This window comes from Caulobacter sp. FV1ye6ST (genome assembly GCF_058681225.1).
The window spans coordinates 1,424,060-1,436,591 of record NZ_CM178733.1 but is presented as its reverse complement, the minus strand read 5'-3'; the positions used below and the strand labels follow the sequence as shown (position 1 = coordinate 1,436,591).

The 12,532-nt window shown below is 67.9% G+C and carries 16 protein-coding genes; 8 read left to right on the top strand and 8 right to left on the bottom strand.

Features of this window, described 5'->3' with window-relative positions:
- Positions 1–78 precede the first annotated feature (78 nt).
- On the bottom strand, positions 79–900 hold the full coding sequence (locus ACW175_RS06980) for an ABC transporter permease (protein WP_492103873.1): 822 nt from the start codon (positions 898–900) through the stop codon (positions 79–81).
- 239 nt (positions 901–1,139) lie between these two features.
- Between ACW175_RS06980 and gcrA the strand changes: the two genes are divergently transcribed.
- Entirely contained in the window at positions 1,140–1,673 is a 534-nt protein-coding gene (gcrA, locus tag ACW175_RS06975) for a cell cycle sigma 70 cofactor GcrA (RefSeq protein WP_492103872.1), read from the top strand.
- 76 nt (positions 1,674–1,749) lie between these two features.
- On the opposite strand, the gene ACW175_RS06970 is transcribed toward gcrA, so the two are convergent.
- Positions 1,750–2,229: a DUF7079 family protein gene (locus ACW175_RS06970; RefSeq protein WP_492103871.1), complete on the bottom strand. Its 480-nt coding sequence runs from the start codon at positions 2,227–2,229 to the stop codon at positions 1,750–1,752.
- A 36-nt stretch (positions 2,230–2,265) separates the two neighbouring features.
- Between ACW175_RS06970 and xseA the strand changes: the two genes are divergently transcribed.
- The 4 genes from xseA (at position 2,266) to ACW175_RS06950 (ending at position 5,526) form a co-directional block, all read left to right on the top strand.
- Positions 2,266–3,792, top strand: coding sequence for an exodeoxyribonuclease VII large subunit (gene xseA / locus ACW175_RS06965; protein WP_492103870.1), 1,527 nt, complete (start codon positions 2,266–2,268; stop codon positions 3,790–3,792).
- A gap of 28 nt (positions 3,793–3,820) precedes the next feature.
- Positions 3,821–4,036 carry a DUF2093 domain-containing protein gene (locus ACW175_RS06960; protein ID WP_492103869.1) on the top strand — a complete coding sequence of 72 codons (216 nt, stop codon included), beginning with the start codon at positions 3,821–3,823 and terminating at the stop codon, positions 4,034–4,036.
- Positions 4,021–4,872 carry a M23 family metallopeptidase gene (locus tag ACW175_RS06955; RefSeq protein ID WP_492103868.1) on the top strand — a complete coding sequence of 284 codons (852 nt, stop codon included), beginning with the start codon at positions 4,021–4,023 and terminating at the stop codon, positions 4,870–4,872. Before ACW175_RS06960 ends, ACW175_RS06955 begins: the two co-directional genes overlap by 16 nt.
- A gap of 135 nt (positions 4,873–5,007) precedes the next feature.
- Positions 5,008–5,526 carry a response regulator gene (locus tag ACW175_RS06950; RefSeq protein WP_492103867.1) on the top strand — a complete coding sequence of 173 codons (519 nt, stop codon included), beginning with the start codon at positions 5,008–5,010 and terminating at the stop codon, positions 5,524–5,526.
- On the opposite strand, the gene ACW175_RS06945 is transcribed toward ACW175_RS06950, so the two are convergent.
- Entirely contained in the window at positions 5,523–6,470 is a 948-nt protein-coding gene (locus ACW175_RS06945; protein ID WP_492103866.1) for a lysophospholipid acyltransferase family protein, read from the bottom strand. The genes ACW175_RS06950 and ACW175_RS06945 overlap by 4 nt on opposite strands.
- A gap of 222 nt (positions 6,471–6,692) precedes the next feature.
- Between ACW175_RS06945 and ACW175_RS06940 the strand changes: the two genes are divergently transcribed.
- Positions 6,693–7,082: a helix-turn-helix domain-containing protein gene (locus tag ACW175_RS06940; RefSeq protein ID WP_492103865.1), complete on the top strand. Its 390-nt coding sequence runs from the start codon at positions 6,693–6,695 to the stop codon at positions 7,080–7,082.
- Positions 7,083–7,125: 43 nt separating this feature from the next.
- Positions 7,126–7,962 carry a histidinol-phosphatase gene (hisN, locus tag ACW175_RS06935; RefSeq protein ID WP_492103864.1) on the top strand — a complete coding sequence of 279 codons (837 nt, stop codon included), beginning with the start codon at positions 7,126–7,128 and terminating at the stop codon, positions 7,960–7,962.
- Here the strand turns inward: hisN and ACW175_RS06930 are convergent.
- From ACW175_RS06930 to ACW175_RS06910, 5 genes are all read right to left on the bottom strand, one after another.
- Positions 7,937–8,920: an alpha/beta fold hydrolase gene (locus tag ACW175_RS06930; RefSeq protein ID WP_492103863.1), complete on the bottom strand. Its 984-nt coding sequence runs from the start codon at positions 8,918–8,920 to the stop codon at positions 7,937–7,939. The genes hisN and ACW175_RS06930 overlap by 26 nt on opposite strands.
- 6 nt (positions 8,921–8,926) lie before the next feature.
- Positions 8,927–9,235, bottom strand: a complete 309-nt coding sequence (locus ACW175_RS06925) for an SCP2 sterol-binding domain-containing protein (RefSeq protein WP_492103862.1) — start codon at positions 9,233–9,235, stop codon at positions 8,927–8,929.
- A 90-nt stretch (positions 9,236–9,325) separates the two neighbouring features.
- The gene (locus ACW175_RS06920) at positions 9,326–9,973 is read right to left on the bottom strand and encodes a hypothetical protein (RefSeq protein ID WP_492103861.1); all 648 of its coding nucleotides are present in this window, start codon (positions 9,971–9,973) and stop codon (positions 9,326–9,328) included.
- Positions 9,970–10,866 carry a class I SAM-dependent methyltransferase gene (locus ACW175_RS06915; protein ID WP_492103860.1) on the bottom strand — a complete coding sequence of 299 codons (897 nt, stop codon included), beginning with the start codon at positions 10,864–10,866 and terminating at the stop codon, positions 9,970–9,972. Before ACW175_RS06915 ends, ACW175_RS06920 begins: the two co-directional genes overlap by 4 nt.
- Before the next feature lie 57 nt (positions 10,867–10,923).
- Entirely contained in the window at positions 10,924–11,766 is an 843-nt protein-coding gene (locus ACW175_RS06910; protein ID WP_492103859.1) for a class I SAM-dependent methyltransferase, read from the bottom strand.
- A 240-nt stretch (positions 11,767–12,006) separates the two neighbouring features.
- On the opposite strand from ACW175_RS06910, the gene ACW175_RS06905 reads away from it, so the two are divergent.
- Positions 12,007–12,468 carry an Hsp20 family protein gene (locus tag ACW175_RS06905; protein ID WP_492103858.1) on the top strand — a complete coding sequence of 154 codons (462 nt, stop codon included), beginning with the start codon at positions 12,007–12,009 and terminating at the stop codon, positions 12,466–12,468.
- The last annotated feature ends 64 nt before the right edge of the window (positions 12,469–12,532 follow it).

The following is a 12,532-nucleotide window of genomic DNA, read 5'->3' as shown; positions in this document are numbered from 1 at the left end:
GAACGCCGTCCTGTCAATCAAGGGACTGTGAAGGCCGCTGAAAAACCGACGAATTTCCGGATCGTCGGCGGCGGGGCCTCAGCTCTTCAGGCGATAGCCGGTGACGAACAGGCGCCAGCACCACAGGAACATGCCGGTGGTCAGCACGCCCATGCTGACCACGCCGATCAGGAGCGAGCCGTCGGCATGGCCGATGAAGCCGTAGCGGAAGCCATCGATCAGATAGAAGAACGGGTTGAAATGGCTGGCCGAGCGGAACGGCTCGGGCAGCTTGTCGACCAGGTAGAAGGTGCCTGACAGGAAGGTCATCGGCATGATCAGGAAGTTGGTCACCGCCGCCAGCTGGTCGAACTTCTCGGCCCACAGTCCGGCCAATATGCCGGCCAGGCCCAGGATCAGCGACGCCGTCACGGCGAAATAGGCGATGGCCCACGGGTGGGCCAGCTGCAGGCCCGCGCCTGGGAGGACCCCGATGACCAGGGCGGTGACCGCCCCGACCACGACGCCGCGCGTCGCCGCGCCCAGGGCGAACCCCAGAACCTGTTCCAGCGCCGACAGCGGCGGCGTCAGGAAGTCGGGCGTCAGGCCCATCATCTTGGCCTGGATCAGCGACGACGAGGAATTGGCGAAGGCGTTGTTCAGGATCGCCATCATGATCAGGCCGGGGGCCACGAAATGGCCGAAGGTCACACCACCCACCGCCGGCCGGCTGGCGCCCACGGCGACCACGAAGACCAGCATGTAAAGCAGGGTCGTCACCACCGGCGCGGCCACCGTCTGGGTGCCGACCTTCCAGAACCGGCGAATTTCGCGCTGATACAGCGTGACGAACCCGGACCAATTCCAGCCGTGATAGTCGCGCGGCTGCGGCGGAATGACGCTGTTGGCCATGTCTCTCATACGCTCAACCCGTTGTGTTGCTTGGCCATGTGCGCCCTGGGGCGCCTTTCCGCAAGCTTGGGCTTGCCTGAATCAACATCTTGTTTCTGTGGACAGAGTCGTTACCGCCTATTGTGCGCCTTAACACATTCTTTACGATATCTAGTAGGACGACCGCCGGCGGGGCGGTTTGATCACCAGATATGGGGTGAGGAGCGTGGGGACGCGCTTCACCTCCATCGAAACGGCGGAGACGGGTTATGAGCTGGACCGACGAACGGGTTTCGACCTTGAAGAAGCTCTGGCTGGACGGCCTTTCGGCCAGTCAGATCGCCAAGCAGCTGGGCGGCGTCACGCGCAACGCCGTCATCGGCAAGGTGCACCGCCTGGGCCTTTCGGGCCGCGCGGCCCCTTCGCAACCGGCGCGTCCGGCCTTCAAGGCTCCGCGTCCGGCGCGTCCGGCCGCCCAGGCCATGCCGTCGGCCCCGCGTCGCGTGACGCCGGTCGAAGCGCCGTCGTCGGTTCCCGTGGCCTCGGCCTCGGCCTCGACGCCCCCCTCGCTGCCGGCTTTCAGGCATGAAGAGCCGGGCTCGGCCACCGTGCTGACCCTGGGCGCGCACATGTGCAAGTGGCCGATCGGCGATCCGTCGACCGACGGCTTCACCTTCTGCGGCCGCCGCTCGTCGGAAGGCCCCTACTGCGTCGAGCACGCCCGCGTGGCCTACCAGCCGCAGCAGACCAAGAAGAAGGGCGGCGCCACCGAGCTCGCCCGTTCGCTTCGCCGCTACATCTAAGAAGAACAATAGTCTCTCAGGCGGCGGATCCCGGGGCGCTCACGCGCCCCGGGATTTTCCATTTATGGAGCCGACCTCAGAGCCAGCCAAAGATCAGGGCTAGGCCCGCCACAACAACCAGGACTCCGATCCCGATGAGCAGGATCGGCGGATCGGGCTTGACGGGCGCTTCGGAGAGATCGGGCTCGCGCCCCTCCATCACCGCCCGCACGTGAGGCCACTCCTCGGCCAGCAACTGCTTTCTCAGACCGCCGGTCAGAAGCCGCGTCGCCCGCGGACGGCCCAGGGTCAGCAGGATCCGCTCGCGTACGAAATCCGGATCGAAGCCGGCCCATTCGCCGGCGACGCTCATGAGATTGAAGGCGAAGGCAGGGAAGACCTCGTGCTCGAAAATGTCGCGGACCTGCTCCACCGAAAAGCCGCCCTCGCGCGCCACCCGAGCGATCGCCTCGTAATCCTGGCGCTGCATCTGGGTATCGAGGAACAACTCGGATAGCGCGCACCACAGCGGGACCCGGGCGGCGACCTCTTCTACGCTCAGTACGCTTTCGGCCATTTAACCCCGCCCCGGCTTTGTCCTATCTAGAAGCTCATGAGCGATTTGCCGCCAACCGATTCCAACGCACCGCCCTATTCGGTCTCCGAGCTGGCCTTCGCCCTGAAGCGGACGCTGGAGGACCGGTACGGCTTCGTGCGTCTGCGCGGCGAGCTGTCCAAGGTCACGCACCACGGCAACGGTCACGTCTACCTGACCATCAAGGACGACAAGTCCGCGATCGACGGCGTGGTCTGGAAGGGCAATGTCCGGGGCCTGGGCGTGCGGCCCGAGCATGGCCTCGAGGTCATCGTCACCGGCAAGATCACCACCTATCCGGCCGGCTCGCGCTATCAGATCGTCATCGACAGCATGGAGGCCGCTGGCGTCGGCGCGCTTCTGGCGCAACTCGAACGGCTGAAGGCCAAGCTGGCCGCCGAGGGCCTGTTCGCCCCCGAGCGCAAGAAGCCCCTCCCCTCGATGCCGGCCGTGGTCGGCGTCATCACCAGCCCGACCGGGGCGGTAATCCGCGACATCCTGCACCGCATCCGCGACCGCTGGCCGTGCCAGGTGCTGGTCTGGCCGTGCGTCGTCCAGGGCGACGCCGCCGCGGCTCAGGTCAGCGCGGCCATCCGCGGCTTCAACGCCATCGCGCCCGGCGGTCCCGTGCCGCGCCCAGACATCCTGATCGTCGCCCGTGGCGGCGGCTCGGTGGAGGACCTCTGGGCCTTCAACGACGAAGGCCTGGCCCGCACGGTCGCCGAAGGAACCATCCCGCTGATCTCGGCCGTCGGCCACGAGACCGACACCACCCTGATCGACTTCGTCTCCGACCGCCGCGCGCCCACGCCCACCGCCGCCGCCGAGATGGCGACTCCGGTGCTGGCCGAGCTGCGCGCCCTGATCTCGGATCTCGACCGCCGCCTGAACCGCTCGGGCGCGCGACTGATCGAGGATCGCCGTACGCGCCTGGTCAGCGCCGCGCGCGGCCTGCCGCGTCCGGACGACATCCTGGCCCTGGCCCAGCAGCGATTCGACATCGCGTCGGGACGCCTGGACGCGGCCCTGCACCGAAACACCACCGTCCACGCCCAGGCGCTGCTGAAGGTCACCGCGCGCCTGACGCCGGACGCCCTGCGCCGCCAGCATGCGACCAAGGCCGAGCGGGTGGCCGACCTTGGCCGCCGCCTGGACCTGGCCGCCCGCCGCGCGCCCGACCGCGTCGCCCAACACGCCCGCCTGCCCGCCCTCTGGCAGCGCCTGAACGCCGCCGGAGATCGCCGCCTGCAGCGCGATGTCGACCGCTTATCCGGCCTGGAAAAGCTGCGCCAATCGCTGAACCCCGAGCGGCCGCTCGAGCTTGGCTTCGCCCTGGTTCGCAAGGGCGACGGGACTCTGGCCCGCTCGGCGGCCGACCTCGTCGCCGGCGAACGCGTGAACCTGAAGTTCAAGAGCGGCGACCGAGACGCGGTGATCGACGGCGAAGGCGGGTTCGTCCCGCCGCCCGCGCCCGCGGCCGCCCCCGCGCAGAAGCCTCGCCCCAGGCCGCCGGCTCCGCCGATCGATCAGGGCGATCTGTTCTGAAGCCCCGCTTTGGCGTACAGTAGAAGCCATGAACGCTTTCGATCGTGATCTCGGCAAGTCCGACGGCATCGCCGTCCTGCACTATGGCGACGGCGAGTTCGCCGTGCTCAGCCCCGGCCGCTTCGTGCTGTGCGCCATCACCAACAAGCAGATCCCGCTGGAGGCGCTGCGCTACTGGAGCCCCGAGCACCAGGAAGCCTATGCCGGTCCCGCCGAAGCGCTGAAGCGTTGGCAAGCGGCCTGAGCCGCCGCGCGGTCCTGGCCGCGCTGCCGCTTTCCGCCGCCCTGACGACGACGACCCGCGCCGCCGCGCCGGGCCTGTCGCTGACGGGCAAGTTCGTCCAAGGCGGCTATGCCGTCGGCCGCACCACGCCGCGCGCGCTGATCGATGTCGACGGCCTGACGCGGACCACCGCCTCGGCCAACGGGTGGTTCGTGATCGGCTTCGACCGCGATGCGCCGCCGCAAAGCAGGCTGACGGTCACCACGCCGGACGGTTCGGCCTCGGACGAGCGCGCCATCGCGGTCGGCGACTTCGATATCCAGCGCATCGACGGCCTGCCGCCCGAGCAGGTGACGCCGACGGATCCGGCGCTGCTGGAGCGGATCACCGCCGAGAACCTCCGCAAGGTCGCCGGCTTCGCCAGCCAGGCCGACCTGGAGGGATTCCGCGACGGCTTCATCCTTCCGGTCGTGGGCGCGCGGCGCTCGGCCCGCTTCGGCGGCCAGCGGATCCTCAATGGCGAGCCCAAGCGTCCCCATTATGGGGTTGATCTGGCGACACCCGTCGGCACGCCGGTGCGCGCGCCGGCCGGCGGTCTGGTGTGCTTCGCCGAGACCGGATTGCACTACGAGGGCGGTCTCGTCCTGGTCGATCACGGCCAGGGTCTGATCACCGCCTATCTTCATCTGTCGAAAATCCTTGTCCCGGCGGGCGCTTACGTCAATCAGGGCCAGCTTATCGCCGAGACGGGCAAGGAGGGCCGCGCGACCGGACCGCATCTGTGCTGGCGCATGAAATGGCGCGGGCGCAATCTGGACCCGTCACTGCTGGTCGGCGCGGGTCCCTTCCGCGCCTGAAAATCTTACAATTCGCCTCTGGCGCGATTTTCATTCATTCGCTAGCTATGCCGCCGCTATTGGGACGGGCGGTCGCTTGTGGGAGCAGCCCGCGTTCTGGTGTTTCCGCGAGATTTTTAAGGAGGCGGCTCCCGCATGTCGGCGGCGTTGGAAAAGCTGCGCTTTTTGCTGGTGGACGACAACCAGCACATCCGGTCGATCGTCTCGGCGATCCTGAAAGGCGTGGGTGTTCGCCACATTCGTGAAGCCATGGACGGGGCCGAGGGCCTGCAGATCCTGCGCGACTGGCAGACGGACATCGCGATCGTCGACTTCAAGATGAGCCCGCTGGACGGCGTGCAGTTCACCCAGCTCGTCCGCAACTCGCCCGACAGCGTCGACCCGTTCCTGCCGATCATCATGCTGACGGGTTTCGCCGAGCGTCACCGCGTGTTCGAGGCCCGCGACGCCGGCGTGACCGAGGTCGTGGTCAAACCGGTCACGGCCCGATCGTTGCTGGATCGGATCAACACGGTGATCTTCCACCCGCGGCCATTCATTCGATCATCGGACTATTTCGGTCCCTGCAGGCGCCGCCGCGTCGACCCGCACTACCACGGCCCCTTCCGCCGCTCGGGCGAGAAGGACGCGGCCGCGGACACGCTGGAGATCTAGGCGTTGGCGGTCTGGGCCGCGCGCTCGCGCTCGGCCAGTTCCGCATAGACCTCGTTCGGCCAGCGACGGTGGACCCAGAACCACTCGGCCGGCCGCTCGCGGATGCGGTCTTCCATGAAGGCGTTGATCATCCGCACGCCCGCCTCGATGTCGGCCGTGCGGTTGCCCGTGCTGGGCGGGACGATCGGGTCGTGCACCACCGCCCGGAAGCGCGCGCCCTTCAGGCGCTGAACCGACATCGGCTGCAGCACCGTGCCAAAACGGATCGCCATCCGCGTCGGCGCCGGCGCGGTGCGGGCGTCGTGGCCGAAGAACGGGGCCGCCACGCCGCTGTTGAACTTCTGATCGTTCATCAGGGCGACCGATCGGCCCTCCATCATGCCCTTCAGCAGCTCGCGGGAGCCGTCGCCGCCCTTGGGCGCGAACAGGCGCACCCCGTAGCGAAAGCGGCTGTCGCGGATGCGCTTGTCGACATAGGGGTTGTTGGCCGCGCGATAGGTCATCTCGCAGATCACGCCGCTGTCGACGATGGCCGCGGGCATCACCTCCCAGTTGGACAGGTGCCCCGAGACGAACACCACCGGGACCTTCTGCTCGGCGATCCGCGCCAGGCGTTCGGCATTGACCACCTCGACCCGCCCGGTCGACGGCAGGATCTTGTCCATCAAGGGGAACTCGGCGAACGAGCGGCCCAGGCCCTCCCACTGCTCGTCCAGGATCCGGGCGTGCCAGGCAGCGTCCTTTTCCGGGAAGGCCAGCTTCAGATTCCGGGTCGCGACCTTGTGCGCGCCGCTGAGCGGCCCGAACGTACGGCCCAGCCAGCCGCCGAAATCCGAAGCGCGATCCACGCCCATCAGGCGCACGGCGCCGATAAAGAGGTCGAAGCCCAGGGCTTCCAACCGCCACAGAAGATCCCGCACCCAGGGCTGACGCTTATCCGACATGCGTCCTAAGTAGGCTGCCTCGCACGCCTCGCGCAACGGCGCCCGAGCCCGTCTGGTCGCGACCTGAACCAGACGGGCGCGAGGGCCACACTTGAAGCGCGTTGGCCGGCTGAACGGGGCGTTCTTTCGCCCAACGCGTTCTCGCGGCACGCGACTTGCGACCGTCAACCCAGACCGTTCCGTTTCGGGACGGGTTGGGAAGAGCTAGTGGGGACTGCTTCCATGGGAAACGACATTGATACGCACCTGGGCAAGCGCCTGCGTCGCCGCCGCCGTCTGCTGGGCCTGACCCAGCAACAACTGGCTGGCGCCGTCGGCGTGCGGTTCCAGCAGATTCAGAAATACGAGTGCGGCGCCAACCGCATCTCCGCCGCGCGTCTGTGGCAACTGTCCGAGGCGCTGGAAGTGCCGGTCGGCTACTTCTATGACGGCCTGTCGGACGTTCGCCGCGAGAGCGCTGGCGAGTCGGCGGAAGGCGGCGAGATGTTCGCTCGCAAGGAGACGCTGGACCTGATCCGCGCCTACTACCTGCTGGGCGAGCGTCCGCGACGTCGCCTGCTGGACCTGGCCAAGTCGCTGAACGGCGGCGCTCACGAACACGCCGACGCGTAAGTCATTGGTAGCGTACCCGCGGCGGGGGCGTTAAACCCCGCCCATGACGCTTTCCGCTGACCGGCTCGCGGCGCTCGACGCCTTCACCATCGATCTGAACCGCGCCTCCGCGGACGCGATCTTGCCGTTGTTCCGGGCCGATCATGGCCTGGAGGACAAGGGCGCCGGCAAGAACCTTCCGCGCGACTCACACGCGGCGTTCGACCCCGTGACCGAGGCCGACCGCGGCGCGGAAGCGGCGATCCGCCAGCTGATCGGCGAGCGGTTCCCCGAGCACGGCGTGATCGGCGAGGAATACGGCGAGGACCGCCCCGACGCCGAGTTCGTCTGGGTGCTGGACCCGATCGACGGCACCCGCGCCTTCATCTCCGGCCTGCCGCTGTGGACCACCCTCATCGGCCTGCGCCATCAGGGCCGCCCCGTGCTGGGCTCGATCGGCCAACCCTATGTCGGCGAGCTGTTCATCGGCCACGCCGGCGGCTCGCGCCTGCTGGCGCGCGGCCAGGAGACGCCGATCAAGGTCCGCGAATGCGCCGACCTTACCGACGCCGTCATCGCCACCACCGATCCCGACGCCTGCTTCGACGGGGCCGAGCGCGGCGCCTGGCTGCAAGTTCGCGCGGCTTCAAAGCTGGCCCGTCTGGGCTGCGACGCCTATGCCTACGCCATGGTCGCCATGGGCAAGATGGACATGGTCATCGAGGCCGGCCTGAAGTCCTGGGACATCGAGGCCGCCATCCCCGTGATCGAAGGCGCCGGCGGCATCGTCACCAACTGGCGCGGCGAGCCCGTCGGCCCGAACGGCGGCCAGATGGTCATCTCCGGCGACCGCCGTCCCCTGGACGAGGCCCTGGTCAGTCTGAAGCGTTCGGCGAAATAAGCGGCTCTCGCGCGGCGACGGAATCGACCGTCTCGTCGAAGGCCCGCCAGAAGATCGCCCGGCGCGCGTCGGTCTCGACCAGGATCTCGTGGAAAGCGCCCGGGACCTCGACATAGCGGCCCTTGGGGATGCGGGCGGCGATCGCTTCCGCGTCCGAATTCAGCACGCGGTTGTCCAGTTCGGCCCCGACGATGGTCACCGGGATCTGGATCTTCTCGACCCCCTTGCTGCCCCGCAGCCAGGCGCAGGCCGAGATGGCGAAGTCGGCCCAGCCCCAGGTCATACCACCCAGGGCGATCTCCGGATCGGCCCTCAGCTGGGCCTGATAGTGGTCGTAGCGTGTCTCATCGTGGGTCAGGCCGTCGCCCTGGAAGGTCTGGGTCAGGGGATCGTAGGCGGCCGACACGTAGTCGCCGGCCAGGCCGACCCGTGACATCGTCCAGGCCAGCGGCTTGGCCAGCCAAGGCGGCACGCCTGCCGTGTTCAAGCCCAGCATCGGCGCGGACAGCACGGCGGCGGCGAAGCGCGTCTCGCCGTGGGCCAGGGCTAGCATGGTCAGGCAGCCGCCCATCGAGTGCGACACAGCGACCCACGGCCTGGGCATTCGCGCGTCGAACGTGTCGAGCAGCGTCTTGTAGTCGGAAACGAAGGTCTTGAAGCCCCGGGCGTGACCCTTGAGGCGGTCCGGCAGGTCGCGAGCCGACAGCCCCTGCCCTCGCCAGTCGTGCAGCAGCACGGCGAAGCCGCGGCCCAGGAGATCTTCGACGACCTCGAAATACTTCTCGATCGGCTCGCTGCGTCCGGGGCTGAGCACCACCGAACCCCGCGCGGGTCCCCGCGGGAAAAACGTCGCGGCGCGGAGGGTCGCCCCATCCGCGCCGCGAAACCATTCGGCCTTACCCGTGTCGGGAACCGGCGCCTCGGGAATCGAGACCAGACGCGCCGGTTCTTCCGTCATCGCGGGTTAGCGCATCTTGGCGAACAGAGCGCCCATCTTGGGCTGCAGCGCCATGGCCGTGCCCATGTCCGACAGCTTCAGCTTGCCGGTCATGACCGCCATGGTCGGGTCCAGCGTGCCGGCGCCGATGGCCAGCAGATCGTCCAGGCTGAGCGTCATGGTCAGGTCGGCCGGCTTGTCTTCGTTCGTCACCGAACCGCCATCGATATGGATGACGCCGGTGTCCTTGAGGTCGAACTTGAGGCTCTTGCCGAGACCGCTGTCGTCGCCGACGGCGCCCTTGATGCGATCGGTGATTTCCTGAAGCGTGGCCATGAGCGCGATCTCCCTCTGCGCGAAAAAGTTGGACGGATAGCTAGACCGGGCCGTCCGGTTAAGTAAACACCGTTCAGACGACCCAGGGCCTTATTTCTTCCCGACGTAGAACCCGACCTTAATCGGCGTTTTTGTCAACTTTACCCGTGCGGCGCCCTTGTGATCGTCGGGACGGAAGTATGGCCCTTCCTTGCCCTCGGGAAGCGGCGCGGTGTGGCCGTCAGCGAAGACGATCGTTCCACCCTCGCCCTTCAGGAAGGTGATCCCGGACATTTTCGGGGCCATCAGGCTGGCGATGCCCGCGGCCTTGCCGATGACGCCGTTGGTCTCGTTGACGGTCGCCGTCAGCTCACGCGCGTCATAGTCCTGAGCCGGCTTCAGAGCCGGGGCCAGGTCCATCAGCGCCCCCATCTTCCAGTCGGCCGGCACGTCGAGCACGACGGTCGGGCCGTTGTCCAACTGCGCGGCGTTGGGCAGACGGTCGAAATAGCCCTCGGCATTGACCGGTAGTGGCGTGCGCGTCCCGTTCTTCTCGACCAAAGTAGCCTTCAGGTTCGGGATCATCTTGCCGTCGTGACGGACCGCGTAGGACAGCTTCATACGGCCGCGCTCGCTGACCGGCACGGCCAGGAAGCGGCCCAGGAACGGAAAGACCTTGTCGGCCGGCGCCGTCTTTTCGGCCAGGGCGGGCGTCGCGGCGGCGGCCAGGGCCGCGGCGAGGATCAGGGCGCGTTTCATTTGGGCTTCACGAACTTCAGGGTCATGCGGTCGCTTTCGCCGATGGCGTCATATCTGGAATGATCGAAACCCGGCTCGGCCGGCTCGCCGCGCGGGGCGGACAGCCGCGTCGGCGGCAAGGTCCAGACGCCGAACGGGTGGTCCTTGGTGTCCTTGGGATTGGCGTTGATCTCGCTGGTCCCGGCCAGGACGAAGCCAGCCTCCTTGGCCATCTGGATCACGTAGTCCTGCTGCACATAGCCGTCGGCGGCCAGCACGTCCTGCACCCGGCCCGGCTGGCCCCGGTGCTCCTCGACGCCCAGGATCCCGCCCGGCTTCAGGGCCGCCAGGGCGTCCTTGAAGGCCTTCTCGGCGATGCCGCCGGCCATCCAGTTGTGCAGGTTGCGCAGGAACAGCACGAGGTCCGCCGTTCCCGCCGGCGCCACCGGGCCGCTGGTCGGGCCGAAGGCGGTGAAGATCACCTCGCCGTAGATCTTTTTCTTTTCCGAGAGCTTGCGACGGTAGGCCTCGACGATCTCCGCCGCGGCGGGCTCCGACGGATCGTCGGCCTGCAGCTCGGCCTCGTAGAGCTGGCCGCGGGTGTCGGCCAGGAACGGACCCAGGATGTCGGTGTACCAGCCGGCGCCCGGCCAGAACTCGACCACCGTCTGACCGGGCTTCAGGTCCCAGAACTTCAAGGTCTCGACCGGATGGCGCCAGATGTCGCGGGCGCGGTCGGCGGGCGGACGCCAGTCGCCGGCCACGGCCGTCTCGATGGTCGCCGGCCCGGCCTTCCGGGCCGCCTTGGCGTCGGTCTTGGCCGGGTTGTTCTTCTGCCCGCAGGCCGAAAGCCCCAGCGCGCCGACGCTCGCCAGGACTCCCCGCCTCGACCAATACTGAGCTGGACGCATCATTCCCCCGTAATGCAGCCAACCTGCCGGCCGACCTTGACCAAAGTCAGGCAGGCCGACCTAGGCTGGCTTGCGGAAGCGCAGGGTCATGCGGTCGCTCTCGCCGATCGCGTCGTATTTCGTGCGGTCGAAGTTCGGATTGGCCGGCTGGCCGCCCGGGGCGGTGCGCTTGACGGGGGGCAGGGTCCAGACGCCGAAGGGGTGATCCTTGGTGTCCTTGGGATTGGCGTTGATCTCGGACTTGGCGTCCAGCTTGAAGCCGGCCTTCTCGGCCAGGGCGACCACCGTGGCGGTGTTCAGGTAACCGTCCGCGCCGGCGTCCTTTTCCGAGCGCGGGTCGGCGCGGTGATCCTCGACCGCCAGCACGCCGCCGGGCTTCAGAACGGCGAAGAAGTCGGCGAACACCTTGTCGGCCATGCCTGGCGCCTGGGTCCAGTTGTGGACGTTGCGGGCGGTCAGCACCACGTCGGCCGAGCCCGGCGCGCCCAGCGGACCCGAAGCAGCGCCGAAATTGACGAACTGGGGCTTGCCGTACTTGGCCGCGTCGGCGAACCGGGCCTCGAAGTCGGCGCGGCCTTTCTTGGCCCCTTCCGAGATCTTGGGATTCGACAGATCGGCGACGCCGGCGACATAGGTCCCGCCGGTGGCCTTGGCGTACGGGGCCAGGATCTCGGTCCAGTAGCCGCCGCCGGGCGAGATCTCGATGATCGTCTGCTTGGGCTTCACGCCCCAGAAGGTCAGGCTGTCATAGGGATGGCGCGCGCCGTCGCGGGCGACATCGCCAGCGGGGCGGTTCGGCGAGGCGACGGCGGCTTTCAGCGCCGCGTCGGGCGCGGCCAAGGCGGCGGGCGCGACCAGGGCGAACGCGGCGGCGAGCAGGAGAGCGTGGCGACGAAGCGGCATGGGGGACGTGTCCTTCGGCGGATTGGCGGAATTGGAGCGCGACCTTAGCCGGGGCTGACGGCGCGTCAAACGATTCACGTTCGATGAGTTTGGCGCCCCTTGAACCGGAAAATCGGCTCACCAACTACTTCAACGAAGGCGCTGGACACCCGGGCCTTCCGGACCACCTGGCGACGCCGATTTCGGGTCGCCGACGGGACGAACATCAAAGACCTTGCTTGATAAGAAGGATCTGACCCTATGCGTACGATCGACCTTTCGCCCCTGTACCGCTCGCTCGTCGGCTTCGACCGCCTCGCCGACCAGCTGGACGCCGCCGCCCGCACCGAAGCGGCCTCGGGCTACCCCCCCTACAACATCGAACGCACCGGCGAGAACGACTACCGCATCGAGATCGCGGTGGCCGGCTTCAAGCCCGATGAACTGACCGTCGAGGTGAAGGAAAACCTCCTGACCGTCACCGGGCGCAAGGCCGCCAATGACGGGGACGCCAAACAGTACCTGCATCGCGGCCTGGCCGAGCGTAACTTCGAGCGCAAGTTCCAGCTGACGGACTACCTGATCGTGGGCGACGCCGACCTGTCGAACGGTCTGCTGTCGATCGCGCTGAAGCGTGAGCTGCCCGAAGCGCTGAAGCCCCGCACGGTGGAGATCAAGTCGAGCCCCGCTTCGACCCTGATCGAAGGCGAAAAGGCCGCCTGACGGCGGCCCTGCTCCTTAGTCTCCCCTGATCCCCTCTGAACTTCGGCGGCGCAGCGATGCGCCG